12 protein-coding genes are annotated in these 18,610 nt (G+C 33.9%); 3 read left to right on the top strand and 9 right to left on the bottom strand.

Annotation, left to right across the window (positions count from 1 at the left end):
• Positions 1 to 3: 3 nt before the first annotated feature.
• From UABHE_RS15120 to UABHE_RS15090, 7 genes are all read right to left on the bottom strand, one after another.
• Positions 4 to 3,651, bottom strand: coding sequence for a protein kinase (locus UABHE_RS15120; protein ID WP_372371170.1), 3,648 nt, complete (start codon positions 3,649 to 3,651; stop codon positions 4 to 6).
• Positions 3,652 to 3,654: 3 nt separating this feature from the next.
• Positions 3,655 to 5,007, bottom strand: a complete 1,353-nt coding sequence (locus UABHE_RS15115) for a 2-oxoadipate dioxygenase/decarboxylase family protein (protein WP_372371169.1) — start codon at positions 5,005 to 5,007, stop codon at positions 3,655 to 3,657.
• Between the two features lie 322 nt (positions 5,008 to 5,329).
• Positions 5,330 to 6,079, bottom strand: coding sequence for an isoprenyl transferase (locus UABHE_RS15110; protein ID WP_372371168.1), 750 nt, complete (start codon positions 6,077 to 6,079; stop codon positions 5,330 to 5,332).
• Between the two features lie 7 nt (positions 6,080 to 6,086).
• Positions 6,087 to 6,404, bottom strand: a complete 318-nt coding sequence (locus tag UABHE_RS15105) for a winged helix-turn-helix domain-containing protein (protein ID WP_372371167.1) — start codon at positions 6,402 to 6,404, stop codon at positions 6,087 to 6,089.
• A 3-nt stretch (positions 6,405 to 6,407) separates the two neighbouring features.
• Positions 6,408 to 7,007, bottom strand: a complete 600-nt coding sequence (locus UABHE_RS15100; RefSeq protein ID WP_372371166.1) for a hypothetical protein — start codon at positions 7,005 to 7,007, stop codon at positions 6,408 to 6,410.
• 399 nt (positions 7,008 to 7,406) lie between these two features.
• A complete protein-coding gene (locus UABHE_RS15095) occupies positions 7,407 to 7,691 on the bottom strand; it encodes a hypothetical protein (protein ID WP_372371165.1) in 285 nt (94 codons plus the stop codon).
• 93 nt (positions 7,692 to 7,784) lie between these two features.
• Complete coding sequence (locus UABHE_RS15090; RefSeq protein ID WP_372371164.1) at positions 7,785 to 9,779, bottom strand: sulfatase-like hydrolase/transferase; 1,995 nt, start codon at positions 9,777 to 9,779, stop codon at positions 7,785 to 7,787.
• Positions 9,780 to 9,806: 27 nt separating this feature from the next.
• On the opposite strand from UABHE_RS15090, the gene UABHE_RS15085 reads away from it, so the two are divergent.
• Entirely contained in the window at positions 9,807 to 10,319 is a 513-nt protein-coding gene (locus tag UABHE_RS15085) for a NifU N-terminal domain-containing protein (RefSeq protein ID WP_372371163.1), read from the top strand.
• Positions 10,320 to 11,177: 858 nt separating this feature from the next.
• Complete coding sequence (locus UABHE_RS15080; RefSeq protein ID WP_372371162.1) at positions 11,178 to 12,734, top strand: protein kinase; 1,557 nt, start codon at positions 11,178 to 11,180, stop codon at positions 12,732 to 12,734.
• A 335-nt stretch (positions 12,735 to 13,069) separates the two neighbouring features.
• On the opposite strand, the gene UABHE_RS15075 is transcribed toward UABHE_RS15080, so the two are convergent.
• Together UABHE_RS15075 and UABHE_RS15070 are read right to left on the bottom strand one after the other, a co-directional pair.
• A complete protein-coding gene (locus UABHE_RS15075; protein ID WP_372371161.1) occupies positions 13,070 to 13,867 on the bottom strand; it encodes a helix-turn-helix domain-containing protein in 798 nt (265 codons plus the stop codon).
• A 344-nt stretch (positions 13,868 to 14,211) separates the two neighbouring features.
• Complete coding sequence (locus tag UABHE_RS15070) at positions 14,212 to 16,878, bottom strand: VIT domain-containing protein (protein ID WP_372371160.1); 2,667 nt, start codon at positions 16,876 to 16,878, stop codon at positions 14,212 to 14,214.
• Positions 16,879 to 17,256: 378 nt separating this feature from the next.
• Here UABHE_RS15070 and UABHE_RS15065 point away from each other — a divergent pair, with 378 nt between their 5' ends.
• Positions 17,257 to 18,591 (top strand): hypothetical protein, encoded by a 1,335-nt coding sequence (locus tag UABHE_RS15065; RefSeq protein ID WP_372371159.1) that lies wholly within the window; start codon positions 17,257 to 17,259, stop codon positions 18,589 to 18,591.
• Positions 18,592 to 18,610: the final 19 nt, after the last annotated feature.

Genomic DNA, 18,610 nt, shown 5'->3' with positions numbered 1-18,610 from the left:
GACTTACTCTCTTTGTAAAAGTTTTTTATCCACTTCTCTACGTAACCTTAAAAAACGTATGTTCCATGGTTCACTAGACACCGCTTCCTCAACCAAAATTTTTGCTAAATCATAATTGCTATTATATAAATAGAGACTAGCTAACCAATATTTTTGTAGTGGCCGCAAATTCTTTATTTTTTTCAATGCAATCTCTGCAGTCTTGTACGATTCGCGAGACATATTTCTTTTAAAAAGTCCATAAAGAACAGCGCTTCTTTCAAGCTTACACACGCGATCATCATTTAAAATCACCGCCTTCTTACTCAAAAAATCAAGCTGAAAAAGAGAAAATGTATCAGATGTTACTGCTCCTTTAACCAGTTTCTGTAAATACTCAGAATCATACTCACTAAACAAACGACGTATTGAGTAAGAATCTCTCGAAAGATAGAACTTTCTATACAAAAAATAGCGGCAACCAAACGCGATATTTTTGCGCATTTTGCTGTTTTCTTTTTGTAGTGTACTTAACTCTGAAAAGAAGTTCTCAAACTCTAAAGGCTCCAAGGTCTTATTTCTCTTTAAAAAATTTGTGATTTTCTCAATACCTTGTTGAATTGAAACAACAGCTAACGAGACTAAAGCTATACGCTGAACTTCCTTATGAGGATTTTTTCTAACGAATTCATGCAATTTTTTAGCTACAGAAACGTTGTCTGATGTTGCTACTCCCATATAACTGTGATAGTCTTTTTGAACAAGAGCCATCGCAGCAAAAGAAGCCAGAGAACCAAAATTTCTTCCTGTAAAACGGTGCGCAATAAAAAAGCGCATAATTGGATCTTTGTCTTTTAGTAACTCGCGAGCAACACTTATTTCTGACGCTTTAACATTCTTATTTCCAGGAAAATAAGCCATCGTAGCGAAACGCAATAATATATTTTCATTTGGATCGACCAAAATACTTCGCAAATAGTGACCTGTAGATGCCAGAGACAAAACACAATGCAAACGAAGGAACATATCGCCATCATTTAATTGTTCTCTCAATTTAGTAAACACTGCTTGCGAACACCCCTTTTTTATTTTATTTATAGCAATAATTTTTACTAAAGAACTAGTATCATCCATAGATTCAAGTAATTGTAATTCGTAATAACCCATATGATGAGACAACAAGGAAACAGCCATTCCTCTTTCTGCTTCATCTTGGGAAATTAAAAATGCGCGTAATGTTTCATGAAGTGTTGTATTCTTTGGTGAGCGAGCTAACAATCTTTCTAAAGCTTGTAAGCGTACTTGTCGCGGATTTTTTGGCGTTATCAATTGCCATAGTACTTTAGTATCAATATATGTTAATGCTTGTACTTTTATAAACTCGGAAATCCTCGTACTTGTTACCTCTCCTTGGATTTTAATGGTAACAAGTTTATCGTTTATTTTTATGCCAATAATTTTTTTGTTTTTCGTAATTACTTGCTTTTTATTGTAGCGATTAAGTTTCATAGCGTACTTGTTCATTAAAGTTTTACTCATTAAGACTAAAGTTAAATCCGAATTGTTTTGTAATATTTCGTGAGTAAACTGATAAGCAGCAGTTAAATTAACTTCAAAAAAAACTTCTAATGCATAGTAGCGCACTATAACATCATTTTCTTTGGAAACAATCATTTCTTGTAAAATATTAATAGCCTCTTGTCGCCATAAATACAAATGCCTTAATCCTTTTTTTTCCCCCGCCTGGATGTAGCCAACAATCGTTTGTAAAACAAAGTTTTTAATATTCTTTATATGCTTTTTATGAATGCGATTTTTTAAATCCGTCAATTTTTCGACTTGTTCATTTGTAGACGACACGATTAAACTATTGATGCAACTAATAGATAGCTCAGGGTGAACAATCATTCCTTTATAAGCACGCATAGTAAGCTTAGAATCATTATTCTTCATAAAAGTATCAATAAGTCCCAAAATAATTATTCGCGGCATTTCTTTTGGTAAACTATGACGAGACTTACTTTGGGTAATTTCAGCACACAATTCATTTTTTTGCTGCTGAAATAAATCAATTTTTGGCTTCGAATATTTCAAAAATACATCTTGCTCAAAGAGTTTCTTAATAAGAAACAGTAACTTTGGCGAGGCTTTGTCAAGTGCTATTGTATATAACCTTTCTATAATGAATATATTGCGTGGCTCCAATTCCATACTGTGAAAAAAATCGCGAACAGCTTCATTCATCATAGACGCTTTACAATACACTTCACCTCTCTGAAGAAAATATTTCCCTTCCCAAGGAGCTATTTCAATACACCACGATATATGTTTAATAGCCATAGTGTATTTCCCTTGCTCTTCATAACACAAAGCCAGAAAATAATTAACTTCCATATTACGAGGATTAAATTGATGGTACTGCTGTAATAATGGTAATGCCTTATCGTACAAATTATCCTTAGTAAGTTGTTTCGCACGATTCATAAGTTGTGTGTAACGTTGTTCTTCTACAAGACTATCTGCGACATATTGTTCATACCATTTTGAGTTTTCTGTTTTCCGAAAAAACATTACAAATAAAGCCAAAAAAGTAATGCCAAGAAAGATATAAAGTTTATTACGATGAGGTATAAGATGTTGTCTCCAAAACTTTTGGAGAAATGAAAAATTAGGGATGGTTTTGTATTGTTCTAATGCCACGGCAAGTTCAAAAGCGCTATAACGCTTTTCAGGTTTTTTTTCCATGGCCTTCAAGCAAATAGCGTTGAGAGCATCAGAAATAGAATTGTCTATTTTTTGTGGCGGTGGTGGAATACTTTCAGCTACTTTTCGGTATGCAGCCAACATATTATAATCAGCAAAGGGCGTTTTACCTGTGAGTATTTGATACAGTATCACTCCCATACTGTAAATATCGGTTTTGTCACTAATATTCATTAACCCTCTTGCTTGCTCTGGAGAAGTGTAATGAATTGTTCCTAAAACATCGCCGTCTTTTGTCAATGATGTATGTTCAGCTAACTTTACTAAACCAAAATCAACTAAGTATGGATTGAGATTACTATCAAGTAAGATATTTGCAGGTTTGATATCGCGATGAATAATGTTTTTTTCATGAATATATTTTAATGTTTTAGATATTTTTATTAGTACATTGATACAAGCATCAGTATTATGACGATGCGTTTCCAAAAATGCATCAAAATCCACACCTTCAATATGTTTCATTGTAAAATAAGGAATATCTTTGTTTTCACCAAAATCATAGATAGGGACAATATTAGGGTGTTGCAAAGCTGCGACAGCACGCGCCTCTTTGTAAAAACGTTTAATATTATCTCCACTACAAGCAAGTAAAGTCTTCAAAACTAGAACGCGCGAAGAGTTTTCACGAGCAACTAAATATACAATCCCCATTCCGCCGCGACCTAATTCTTTTAAAACAGCGTATTTACCTATCTTTAAATAATCAGGTATGTGATGATGTATATTTTGAATAGCTACTGCTAAATTTGAAATAGAAATCCATTCTTTATATACTAAATACTCTCCGAGATTCATTTTCTCGTTATTACAATGCCTCAAACCATCAATAAGTAAATCCATAGAAACCAAAGAATATTTTTTTATTTCTTTAGCAAGGAGCGTATTATACGTTTCGATTTTTTGCATTTATCAGCCTATGGGTTTTATTTTCTCTTGTATTTCTTGTTTGTTTGTCACTTGTTCCCAAACACCTAACTGTTGATATGTATTCATTAAAGATTGTGCACTTTGAGATCCATAGATATCAAAAGAATCATATATTTGTTGTCCAATAATCTCTTCTAACTGCTCTTTTCTATAATCCACTTCTGCGTGTACTCTCTTTTCAACACCATAATTTTCCAAGTTGGACGCAAAAATGCCTGCTGCACTAACAGGCAAAAAATCTTCATAGCGAAGTGGAGTAAGTATTACATCACCATTAGCAATAAGTTCATCTATATCGCAACATAAACTTCCTTTATCTTTGGTTTGCGATGTAGCAGCATAGATATAGTAACCAAGTTTTTGCTTATATAACTCTGTGTAGTTATCAGGAATAACGGAAAATTCGCTTACGTCATTGTTCTCCATATAGCGTTTGAGAGCATTCTCGTATAGTTTTTTACCTTTAGAAGTCATGGCCATTCCGCGTTCTTCTATTTCTCCAAAACGCGCCTTGTGAGAACCTTTACTCTTCTCACCACTTTCATCTGTAAAAATAACTTCTTCAACAACAGCCTTATAAGACGTTTGTCGCAGTAAAATACGTACGTTCCGAGCAGGAGGACCTTCTATACTATCTTTCAAATTATCTGGAATTTCTTGGGACATAAACTCATATAACTTAGAAATATCAAGAGAGTTTGGAGTTAAATGATTTAAATGAGGATTGTTAAAACACGATATATCAGCGGCAATAGCTAAACCATTATCCATTAAATAATTGTAAAGCTTACGATTATTTGCTTGGCGCGACCAAGTAAATATTTTTGCTGCTTCTTCAATAAACACAGTTGTAGTTTCTTCTGTAAAACCTCCATCGTTTTCATATTGCACAATAAGTTCTTGCAACTTTGTAGAGAAAAAAGATCGATGTGCTATGTTTTTTTTAATTTCTTTACCTATGTCTTCCGTAAAGAAACTGCGATCGTCGGGCTGTAAAAGCGATACAAACATTCGAAAAGACGACTTTTCAATTTCGTCTAAAGAGATAGGGCGAAACGAAGTAGAAATAACCGGCTGCCTTTTAGCACCAGATTTCGTCAAATCGTAAAAATCTACTGGATACATCGCCATAATTCGAAAAATTTTTGCAATCACGTAAAGCTCTTGTGGTTTACCCAACCTTATAGCTCCGTGGCGCTCAGCACTAATTACCTCAATATCTCGAACATTAAGACCAAGCTCAGGATGTTTTTCAATAATTTGTTTGTTTGTCTTTTGTACCATAGAAGTAAGAGTCTTGTACAGAGGAACCTCTCTCGCATATAAATCTGACAAATATTTACAAAATCGTGCTCTAATTTGCCAAGCTGGTATATATTTACTAATAGTAAACCTCCTTAAAGACTGGGCACAATTATAAAATTGTGTCCGAAGAACTAGATTATGGAAGATTGATTAGCCGCCAACCACGAAACACAAAAAGTATAGTGATTTGCGATGATCTCCTGCTGGCGTAGCCAGCTGTCCTCCCACGCACTTACGTATTTCTTGGAATCTGAAAAAACGGCCTATTTACCACTCAATTTTAAAATATCTATACTTTTGTGCTTCGAACAAAAGTATAGATGTTTCAGCTCTCTTTTGATATACGAATCACTTAACTAATTTTACTATTCACTTTAATCTGTGCAGATGTTTTACCAAAACGACGTTCACGCTTGTTAAAATCGGCAATAGCGTCATGCAAATCTTCCTTACTAAACTCCGGCCACATTTTATCAGTAATCCATAATTCAGTATAAGATATTTGCCACAGTAAAAAATTAGAAATGCGCATATCTCCACCTGTACGTATAAATAAATCGGGATCTGACATATCGGGCTTGTACAAATGTTCTTTAAAAATAGAGTGGTTAATCTCTTCTACATTCAAAGTTCCTAGCGCGACTTTTTCTGCTATTTTTTTGGTAGCATCTACAATCTCAGAACGCCCGCCATACGAAAGTGCTAGACACAATTTTAAACCATTATTTTTACAACTAATTTCTATTGATTTTTGTAACTCTTGGCACACTGCTTTAGGAAGGCGTCCAAGGTCACCTATTGCCGAAAAACAAATATTATTTTCAACAAGGTTTTTACGTTCTTTTGCAAGAAATTTTTGCAGCAGATTCATTAAATAATCGACTTCTTCCACAGGACGTCGCCAGTTTTCTTCTGAAAAAGTATATAAAGTAAGCTGTTCAACACCTAAACGCACACACTCTTTTATAATTTTTTCAACAACTTTTGCACCACGCTGATGCCCCATAATCCGTGGACAATTACGCGATTGAGCCCAACGTCCATTACCATCCATTATAATAGCTATATGGCTCGGAATATTATCAATTTCTTTGTCCTTCATCTTTTTCCTATTTCAAATTAGATACCAATTTTTCGATCACACAAATATAATGACGAAAAGCTTTTTTTCCTTTTTGAGAAATTTGGTAACTTGTTTGTGGTTTTCGGCCAATAAATTTTTTTTCCACTTCAATATATTGGTGCTTCTCAAGCATGCGCAAATGCATTCCTAAATTACCATCCGTGGCTTTTAGTATTTGTTTTATATCATTGAATGTCAAATTTTTAGAAGCAGATAAAGCAGACATAATCCCTAAGCGTACACGCTCATGAATCACTTTATCTAACTCTAAAAGTTGATCTAACTGTATTGAATCATCATCCATAGTTTAATCGCCGTATTTATAGTACAGCCAAAAGCCGTATATAATATGATATCCTCCAAATGACACAACTAGAATCAACATCGCATACTTCTGTGCAAAAAACAAACACAGTAGTGCTGTAATGATAAAAGCAGCGCCGAGAAAACGCACAGCTCTGACAGAGAATAAACTAGCACACCAAACTCCCAGTCCATACATTCCCATCCAAACGATAGGTATCCACTGCGGAACTTGTTCTCTAATACAGTAAAACGTCAGAAATGCTCCCACTACAATTGCTGGAAAAATAGCATCGAAAATCATTTTCACAAGGCGCGACCAAGCAGGCTCATCTTTGTTTTTGGCCTTGCGTTTAATAAAAAAAATGTTAAGTGATAACGCAAATAAAAATACACAAAACCATACGACAATAAAAGGATGAGTGTAAGAAATCTGTTGACGAAACACATCATCACCTGCAAAAAACTTTGTGGTAAAATAACCAGCTATCGCAACTAAACCACAAAGAACATTTGCTTTTCCAGAAAGATTTGTATACTCCGTTGAAGACGATATCACATATTTAATATAGTTAATATTCTGTACAAGTTCTTTTTTATCCATAATATTTCAAATATAATAGTATTAGTTCTTTTTTATTATTGAGATAGATTATCTCAATTTCACTCTGCAATACAGAGTACTTTGTTTTTATAAAAAAAGCAAGAAGAAAATATATCAAATTTGTTTTGAATAGTTCTATATTAAGGCATAACAAGATAATAGAAAAAGTGGTGCAGTAACTCTCTCAAAACGCTTAAAAGCTGAAGCTATACTTGAGCAACTAATATTCTGTGGCTTTTATCAGTAACCAAAGATGGATGCCAACCATTGATTCATGTTTTACAATGAAAAGATAATACTGAAGATCTGACAATACGGAAGTAGTGAGGCCGTGGGATTTAAAAAAGCATTTCCTATAACGCCACTTTTGCACGAGGCTACTCAAAGATATCAAACTTGCTAATTAGTTGTTTTCGAAAATCGCCAGTTTTTCCAAAAAACATACGTAATATAAATGAGCACACATATAAAATATCCCTGAATGAGAACAGTTCTCTTATTATCATCTTCATGCAACAATGGATACATGAAACCACAGTATGCCCACAAAAAAACAAACCACATTGCAAAAACGTGACCAGCAACATCGCTTCGCAAAGACTTTCGCCATGCAAAAGTAATAATAACTCCTAATAAACTAGGAACTATTACAACACAGCAAAACAAAGTCAAATGTCTATCCATAAGTAATCGATCTCATTAGAGTCCATTGTAATATGGTTATAAAAAACTGCGTGTATACAATGAATCGCATTTTTTATCCTTGTGTAAAAAACCTTACTTTCGCAAAAGTTCCAAAACCTTCTCGCGTAGTTGCGGATTTTGCTGTATTGCTATTTTGAAGCATTGCTTCGCTTGCTCTTTTTTATCCATAGCCAGTAAGCACTCTCCCCAATAGTAGTACGCTTGAGGATGATGCTTTTGTAGCTTTATCGCTTTTATAAATTCTTTATCGGCGACAGAATATTTTTTTTGTAACTGCAAAGAGCGTGCTAAGTAAAATTGAGCGCTTGGCAAATCGGAATCAAGTGAAGAAGCGGTACGAGCGCTACGCTCAGCATCTTCATATTTCTCGCGTTGTAAAAGCACATAAGCCTTACGTGAATGCAAAAAAGCATCTTTATCAGCTTCATTTTCTTTAAACGTTTTTTCTATCAACACCTCAGCATCAGAAAAACGTCCGAGTTGAATAAGAGCATCAATTTGTCCATTCCTTGCAAACCGTGAAGTCACACACAAATCTTCCATTTTTTTGAAAGCCACAATCGATTTTGCAAAGTTATTAACCTGAGTATAGAGCTTTCCAAGAAGCATCCATGCCATTATATTATTCGGATCTTTTTCAATAATATGATTTAATATCTTTTCGCATTGATCATAACGCCGCAATACCATTTGCGTTTGTGCATTGGTGACGAGTTTAAGTATATCTTTCATTTCTACAGGATCAGGTCCTTCAGTGGGTGCTATTTTTGGTTGACTTCCTTGCAAGTAACCGATCGCTGCCATCGCTGCCTTGTCTTCATCCATATTTAATGTTTGTGATATGCCAGTATTTTTACTCACATGAATCAGTTTACCTTTCATTTCCTCAACGATATTTTGGTATTTTTGATCGGTAACTAAATTGTTTTTTTCGTGCATATCATCAACTATATTGTATAATTCTCCTTTTTTTGTAGCGATATATTTATAATCTCCAGAAGTCAGACTTCTCATAATACTCCAACCAAAAACATTATAAGCGTAGTACGATTCTCCATAACAGTCTAGAATTGGAAATTTCTTATTACTCGTAAAATGTGCAGAAAGATCATAGCCTTCTGAGACAGGCGATATACCAACCTTGTCGCTGAGATTTTTTTTCCTCAGTAACGACATTACAGTTGGTAAAATATCAATAGTGCTCACTGGAAATGAGAGTCTTTTTTTTGAGATACCTGGTACCTTGAACATCAAAGGAACGTGCAATGTAGAATTGTAAGTGAAGTATCCATGGCTAAGTTCTCCGTGTTCGCCAAGTCCTTCACCGTGATCACTCACAAAGACAATAATAGTGTTTTCATACTGACCAAGTTCTTTTAACTTATCAAAAAGCAGCCCAAGGCAATAATCAGTGTACGCAATTTCAGCATCATAAGGGTGAACAAAAGATTCGGCAAAACGTTGTGGAGCTTTATACTCTGCATGAGGATCAAAAAGATGTAACCACAAGAAAAACGGTAGGGATTTTTGCGACATTTTATCTAAATACTCATTGGCAATCTCAACACTTGCAACAGCTGCACGCTCTGCAACAAATTTGCTGTTGTCTTCAATGGCGTTATCTTCTACATCAGAGTACCAATCAAAGCCCTTGTTTAAACGCTTGCTTTTATTAAGCGGTGCGGCACTCACTATCGCAGCCGTTTGATAAAAGTATGTTTTTAAAATACTTGCCATAGTAGGTAGTTTAGCTTCATCAAAAGCATAATATAAATTGTCTTTGACATTGTGAGTTGTTGGATTTGTGCCAGTCATAATAGAAATGTGGGACGGGAATGTCAAAGGTGTTTGCGCAAAGCATTTTTCAAAAAGAACACTTTCACTAGCCAAATTATCAATATTAGGCGTTTGCGCTACGCTGTATCCATAGCAACCAAGGCGATCTGCTCGTAAAGTATCTACAGAAATGAGAACTAGGTTATAGTTCTGCGAATTTTGCGTCGAGAACAGCATCCACCCACTTATGATAATTGCGACACCAGCAATAACAAAAATAATTTTTTTCATACTCTTTACCGCCATAGAAAGAATCTTATGCGAATTATAAAAAAGTTTCCAGCAAACCCTAATATGGTGATATTTTTACTATCGCAACAACAAACCACAAAAATGTCGGAATCATTTACTTCGCTTCAACAAGCCAAGTTGCACCATTTTGCGCATTATTTCTTTCAAATAAATGGGGTTCGTCGTGTACAAATTACGCGTTATGAAATTAGGATTTACAAAAACAGAGATCTACAAACTTGGAATGTGATTCTACCGCAAATTTTACAAGCGATAAAGAATATTTTCCCACAACACACAATCGTTGAATACGCAAACGAAATGAGCACCGATACAACACGCACTTTCTCTAATAATGAAGAAATATGCGGTGTATATGAAGGAGTGGAAGTGGCTGAGCAAAACACTTTCGCAAAACTTTTGTTTTGCGTAGAAGGTATTGAGAGAGTGATTGTTCGCACAAAAGAGATAGAAGTAAAACGCAGTATTGTTTTTTCTGGCGAAGAAGTATGGTGTAAAGTGTCTAAAATCATAAAGTAAAGAACGATGACTATTTTTTTCGCAAGAAAATCAACGGTTTCAAAATGCCAAAAACCCCGACACTATATAAAATATAGGTTAAAAGCTTTGGGTGCATAAACCACATGTTAGTTATAAAATAGTAGTAACAATTTCACACACTTGGGAGTGTAGTCACATATGAACAGATGCGCACTTATTATAAAAAAAAACGACTGTTTTGTTATATGTTTTGATAATTTGCATACCCTAAAAAGCAATAGTGGAAAAGGACCGCAAATATACTCAAAATTACATTGTGTCGATACATTTAGAAATAAAGATAATATGTATGTGCACTTAGTATGTGTTATCGACTTTGACTGCAACTCTCACTCAATCTATAACACTGCAGACTTTACCAAAGCCAAGGATTGGAAATATTTAGTTGCATAAATAAAGAAAATGCTTGAGGTATTCTAGCCAGAACTTTAGTTAAAGTTCTGGCTTTTTTATTTTAAAATAACTATAATTTGTGATTAACAGAGTTGAGCGTTACTACAACTTTCCTCTAAACTAGGTAGTTAAGACCATTATAACTTCCAATAATAAAAGATAAAAATTATCTTGTTTTCCAAAAATTTTAATAAGTCCTGCGATTATGTTGCTCAAGCAACTACACCTAATACCTAAGCATCTCAAGCATTGGCATAAGTTGTATTATCTACACATCTTGTCCAATACGGTATCTTTTTAAAATGCTCCGGGCCATACAATCCATCACCATCCCCACCAACCGCAACGCTTCCAGACGCAGTAACATTAAGAGTAACCTTCGTTACACTTTTCTATAAAAATTAATAAAACATTCTTTGCGAAATTATACTAAGGAAAATAACCGTGGCTACTAAAAATCAATCTACTTTACACCAAAACGCTAATATCTCGACATTTGCTCACTATAAAATATTATCAGAACTTGGTCGCGGTGGCATGGGCTGTGTTTACAAAGCATTTGATACTAAATTACAAAGAACTGTTGCTCTTAAAGTGCTTATTTCTCAGAATCAGACAAACACAGAACAAATACAAAGATTTATTATCGAAGCACGCGCCACAGCTAAATTAGTGCATCCTAATATTGTACGTGTTTACGAAATCGGGAATGAAAAAGGAATAGCTTTTTTTACAATGGATTGTATTGAAGGCTCTTCTTTGAAAGAGATAATAAAGTCAAAGAAACTCAATTTACACAAAGGCTTAGCTATAATGAAAAAAGTTTCTGAGGCAATGTACTATGCACATCAAAATGGAATCATACATCGCGATCTTAAACCTGCCAACATTATGATCGATAAAAAAGGTGAGCCGTACGTTATGGATTTTGGATTGGCCAAAACACTAAATAGCGACAAAAAACTCACCAAAACAGGAATGATAGTAGGAACTCTTTTTTACATGCCACCAGAACAAGTAGAAGGAAAGCATCGTGAAATAGACCAGCGCAGCGATATTTATTCTCTAGGGGTTATTATTTACGAAATGATAACAGGGAGAGTTCCTCACTACTCAAATACAACCTTAACAGTCTTAAAAAAAATTACCCAAGATCCAATTCAAGTCCCTAGCACCGTAGCAAAAAATCGCAAATTTAAAACCCTAGACTATATATGTTTAAAAGCGCTCGCTAAAAAGAAAAAAAATCGCTACGAAAACGCAAATGATTTGGCACAGGATTTAGAACGTTTTATTCAAGGAAAACCAATAATAAGAACAAAACAGCTGCCAAAAAAATCCTTAGTTATAATCGTGAGTATAATAATCTTTATTGGGGGAATGTTTCTAACACTTAGTACAAAAAAAACCTCTGATAATACAAAGGCCCAAAATAACATCGCCAAAAAAATCCCTAACAATAAAAAGGTTCAAAATAACACTGCCAAAAAAAACCCTAGTAATAAAAAAGTTCAAAAGAAAATTAAATCAAATCCTCATGCCTCAGAAAATTATAACAATAGTGGTAATGCGAAAGACAAGAAGGGTGACCTAGCAGGAGCAATAAAGGACTTTAGTAAAGCAATAGAATTAAATCCTCATAATTCATGGGCCTATAATGGTCGTGGTAATGTGAAACGAAAACTAAAGGATCTAACAGGAGCAGTGCAGGATTTTAACAAAGCAATAGAATTAGACCCTAATAATTCTTCATGGGCTCATTATAATCGTGGTTTAATTAAAGTACAATTAGATGACCTAACAGGAGCAGTGCAGGATTTTAGCAAGTCAATAGAACTAGATCCCAAAAATCCATGGGGTTATAATGACCGCGCTAATGTTTTTAAAAGACAAAAAAAATACCAAAGAGCAGTCTCAGACTTTAAAAAATTCTTAGAATTAAATCCTAATAATTTTGAAACACGTAAAATACTTCGCTTCATAAAAAGACATAGTAAATAGGCGTGTCGACATTTAAAATTTTAAATCGTTCCCGATCTTGCCAGATATTGCTTTAATTTTTGGAAAAAATTTTCAACAAGACCACAAGTTTTGTAAAGGTGCTTATTATATCATTAAATTTTTCTCGCGTTACTTGTTAAGTTGTCACTACTATATTTGTAATAGGAACCGTGATCGTTACCGCATTTCCTCTATGATAAGGTACTTCTTGTACAATTAAATCACGAAAAGTTTGGCATTTATAAAGTTTCCATTCAATTTTTGAAAAGATAAACTCAAAAATTGCCACCGATGACCTTGGTGCGAACAAAAATCATAATAACTCTCATAAGTTATTAAAATTTGCGCAATACATCAATACCTTTGTGCCACGCTATCTGAAAAGACATTTCTACTTTACTAGTTATTTCTTCGCGAAGACGAAAACACAAAACGCTATCCTCACTAACATTTGCTCCTATTGGATTAATCGCATAACAAATAGTTTTATTATTTATCAGATAAATAACCAATTGCATAACAGCAAAACCCATAAATTCATCTGCTACAAAAGAGGCTTGTAATAACGGCTTTTCAATTTTGCCTTGACCTATTTGCATTGCAGGTGTAAACATTTCTAATAATTTTTTGTAGCAGGAAATGTTTTCCGGATTTCGTTCCAACAAATAACGATATGAAGTACCATTAGACAAACTTTTAAAAACAGTGTCTTGAACAATCTTAGACTGCAAATCAAATTCTAACGGTAATGAATACCGTTGATGAAAAACTCCTTCCACTGCCACTACCCAAGTTCGCTGTGAGGTTATTTCTAACTCCATTAATTGCTGCAACGAAATTATGTCTGTCTGTCTTAATAAGGTTTCTCGTAGATGTTTCGCTGTTTTTTGCGATAGAGTTTTTTGGACAAGAGTACACTCTAAAGCATTTTCCATTTTTTCTTTAGGTATATTTAGCACCTCAGCCAAATGTATTAGTTCGGATTCTTGGTACTTAGCTCTTTTGGCTGTTTCAATATGCGATATATAAATTTGCGCTGATTTTCCTTTTTTACCAATAACTTCTCCCAAGTACTGTTGTGTCATACCTTGGCGCTTCCGATACTCTCTTATCAACTGTCCTATATTTTTCATAATTTAATTTGAGCCTTTGAGAAATATACATAATTCTTTCAAATATTTTTTATAAAAGAAAAACATTTATACTAAAAAAATATAGCAATATTTTCTTTATATTTGTATCTACAATCTTAAAAAAGAACTCTATTAAGATTACTAATCCTTTTATTTTCAGGTAGATACAGAAACATAGATTAAAAATATTATATTTTAATGATAGCTTAGAATCATAAAATTTTCAATACGCAAAACAAAATTATTGGAGACCTTACAAAGTTTTCAATCCAGCACTTTAATCCAAGTGGTGAAATAGAACAAACGTAGTAGACTAGTCACCTTTGATCCAGAATTGCTCATTTTTATTTTTGAATTTGCAAAGTAAGAGTAATAAAAGCAATATTTTCAACAGAGTTGTTATTATTTGAAAGTATTTTTTGTATATAACGATAATCTACTCTTGCTATTGCCTCTCTCCAGCCATCTACATCATAACTGTGCTTCATTTTATACATTGCTAGAGAACCCCAAAAACCGTACTCTAAATCTATATTTTTTTCTAAATTAGGTTTATTATTATCAAGAATAGCGACACCACCAGCTAAATATTCATGTGTATTAGAGTAATCACAAAATAAAAGAACGCTCATCGCCATCGCAGTCGCCGTTTTAACGTCAACCGCAGAACTTTTCGGCATTCGGTAATAGTTTTTGTCTAAATTTACAACAACAAAATTTTCCATTTTATCTAAAGAAAAAGATTCGGCCACTAGAGCAAATTTTTTTGCTACAAATAATGTCATTGCTGCCCACGCAACTTCAGAAATTTCAGTTTTGTTGTTTTTAGTCATATAACGAAGAGCTTTATTAATACAAGAGCGTAGAATTGGATTATAATTTGAAGAACTATAAACTTCAACCATAGCAAAAGTAGCTATGATATGTTCTATTAGAGCTTTATTACTGAAGCTTCCTTGCGATTGCTGGCTATCACGTAAAAACCTCACCGCTTTTTTTACATTTGTTTTGTATTGTCCTCTAACCCAAGAACTTCCTGAATGCAAAAAACACAGTATCACTAAAGATGTAGATTTAACATTATGTTCCCAACTTCCGTCTAAACACTGCATATCAGCTAATCGTTGAAGATTTTGTGCTACAATAGAATTATTCGTATTAATACCACCACCAACTTTTAGCATATTTTTTTTGCCACCAAACCGCGAACCAAATGCTCCATTAGAACCACCCAAAGCCAAATTAGTTTTAACAGATTTAGTGCTTTTCACATGACCTCTTGGTTCTTTCACAACAGGGTCTTCATAACGATGCATTTTTATATCCCAAGTACGATAGTCCTCGTCTTTTTCTAAAACTAAATAAGAAGTATAAGGTGTCACAATTCCAACTTCTTTAGATAAGCGAATAATTTCATTGCGTAATTCAGCGCTCTGTTTGTCTATAGGAAATTTCTGTTGGGCAGCGATTAAAAAGTCTATTTGTTCACTCATCCACAACTTCTTTACTACGCGGTTATTCATCGTTTCTTGTGGGAAATTGATATGCTTTTCTATTTTTATTTTTGTATTCGCTGTAGTTGCAATTAAATTAACTAGCAAACGACCATATTTACTAAATTTTCCTGTAAATACAATTTGTGACCCTGCAAAAAGTTCTGTTGTCACTTCAGGCAGAATTCTATGAGCTTTTGCACCTGTTAGGTCAAGGCTTATATTACTGAGAACAGGGGAAGATACTTTGTTAAAAAAACGCGATAGTTTTAATTCAACAAGTTGTTTCGGGATATAGAAATACAAACCTTTGTTATCTTGCGCTAAACCCTTTAATAACTTAACATCGAGTTCTAAACCTACTCCAAACGTAAATAAGCGAGTATTTTCTTGATGTTTAATATTCTTTAAAAGAATATCGCGATTCGTCTCTCCAGTGGTTGGTTTGCCATCGGTAATAAACACAACCATATGCGGTCGTAATGTTTTTACAGCTAATGCTTGTTTCAAAGCAGCGCTAATATTTGTGGATCCCATCGCATGTAGATTACTAATAAATTTCTGTGCATCTTGCTTATTTTTATTTGTAGCAGTAAGCCGCTTATCAGAAAAAGAACTGATTTCAGATTCAAAGGCAATAATATTAAATGTATCTGTTTCATTTAGAGACTTAACTCCGTAGGAAATAGCCTTTTTAGCCTGCGTAATTTTCTCTCCCAACATACTTCCTGAAGTATCAAGAACAAAAGTTACGGCCTTCGACATAACCTCGACTTTTTTTTGCGGTGGAGTCAAAAAAGCAGTAAAGTAACCATCTTTTTTAGGATCTGGTCGAAAAAAACAAAAGTCCATACGCCAATCTTCGCATTTTACCTTGTAATAAAACTCAACATCATTACTTGGTAACATTTCCTCATGCTCGATACGCATTTTTACTTTAGACGACGAAACTTTGCGTTTGTTTTTGTGTGTTGGGCAATCAAACTGTGTTATTTTCATTGATGAAAACACATTTGCTGTCAATTTAAAATGTGTTTTACGTGATTTTTCTTGTTCTAAGAGATACTTATACTGCACAACGCCAGAGTCATACTCTAAATTTTGCCAATACACCATCTTGATTTTCTGTTGCTTGTGTGGCTGAACAGGAAAAACCTTGATTTGATAATTGCCGTTTCCAAGATATTCAAGAAGAGCAGGGTCACGCTTAGCTTTAGTTATTTCTTCGTAAATCTTGCTAGCTTTGTTCTTTTCAACAATAGCTCCTAGCATCTCAACACCATTTACCCACATAGACAAGTGATGTATTTTCGCGGACGGCGGAATGGAAAATTTGTACATCATCTCTAAATTGCGTAAAGCATTACTTTCAAAGACTTGAGTCACAGTTGTAATGGCAAGTTGGTCACGAATATCAACATGAACTTTGTGGCTTTTTTCAGTAACGTTTCTTTGGGGTGTTAGAACTCCTGCGTATATACAGCAAGGAAATAAAAATAAAATGATAATTTTCTTCATAAGATGTACTCCTATAATATTGAGTTATGTTAACTTAGCTAAATAGCTAGGTCGCAGAATATTATTCTGCTCAATAAAAGCATTATTCGGAGTAGTGGATCCATCTACTTTGGGCGCTTAATTAGAGAAACGAATCTACATTTAAGAAGTTCATTTTTTTTTGAAATAAATAAAAGTAGGTGCGCCATTATTAAGGCGTGTTATATATTTAAAATACTTAATCTCGTTCCCAAAAATAAAGGCATTTTCTTTATTTTTAAAGACAAAGTAACTATAATATACGAAAGTAAATAGGTCATGCCCTAGTCAAAAAACGTAGTGCAACAGAAAGGAATGAGTATCATACTAATAAATTTAGTACGATACTTAGATTATCATATGAAAATTTTAAAAAACAACATGTATTTCATTTTAGTTTTTACCTGGATATTCACAAACGTTCTAAGCGCAGAAAAAGAAAAATTTGAATTCGATATTATCAAGTGTGACGAAAAATATATTGAAGAACCTTCGGGTGATGTTGAAATTGAAATCACACTTCCAGGTAAACGTTCTCTAACAAAAGTTGAACGCAAGATAATTCAAAAACGATTAAAATTATACTTTAAAGAGACAGCTTCGGAAATTGAAGATGAGTTAGAAAAAAAGAATGATCAAATAAAAGAACTGCTAGAAGAAATGGAAAAACCTGAATCCGATCCTAAAAAAATAGCGAAACGTCTTCGTGTAAGAAAAAAACGGTTAAACAAATATTATGTAAAGAAAAAAAAGGAGGTTACCAAAGAAGCCAAAGAAATCATCATCGAAGAATGGGGAACCATCATAGATAATGATAAGACCCTGAAAAAAGCCAAGAGAAAAAAGCTCAAAAAGCAACTCAAAATAGGTATTAAAATTCTGGGAGGAACAATATCAATAGTAACAACAGTTCTTGGTGTATTAGCAACAGTTGCTGGTACAGCTTGGAATCCCGCAGCCCCTGCTTCTATTTTGGCTATTGTTGCAGGATCAGCAGCAGTCCTTGCTTCATCTATTTCTATTGTATCAGGAATCAAAGACCTAGTTGATTCGCGTAAAGACAAAATTCAAAAACATATAGAAGCTGAGAAACAGAGTTTAGAAATTTTCATTAATGCAACGACAACTGACAAAAAGTGGAAAAAGCAAGCAAAGATATATATTTCTTCTTACAACGAAGCATTAAACGGCTTCAAAATAGATATTGCGAAGATGAAAAAAGAAGCAACAAAACTCGACGAAAAAATTGAAAAAGAAAAGAAGAAAATAAAAAAATTAGATGAAAAAATTGAATTATTACAAGAAAAAACAGAAAGCCGATTTGCATACTTCAAAAAAGCGAAAAATAAGAAAAAAAATGACCTGAAAAAGCTAAAGAAGTTAAATGCAAAACATGCTAAAGTAGACAAATTTATACTTGATACCGATGGCAAAGTAGACGAAATGATAGATAAAATTATCGAGATGGAAAATGCTTTAGTCGAATATGAAGTCACAGGTAAGCAAATGCAAGATCAAATTGAAGCCTATAAAAATGCAAATCCATCGACAAAAAATAAAATTCTCACAAAAATGTCAAAAATTTCAGGAGTAGGTTTAGAAAAACTAGATACAATATCTGGACATGTGAGTACAATTGCCTCTATTGTAGAAACTGTAGCGTACTTCTTGCGAGAAGTTGCTAAAGTTGGATAAATAATTTGTCTGATGTTAG

Origin of the sequence: Candidatus Uabimicrobium helgolandensis (genome assembly GCF_041508025.1) — a bacterium.
GTDB classification, from domain to species: Bacteria; Planctomycetota; Uabimicrobiia; order Uabimicrobiales; family Uabimicrobiaceae; genus Uabimicrobium; species Uabimicrobium helgolandensis.
This window is presented reverse-complemented; position numbering and strand designations above follow the sequence as displayed.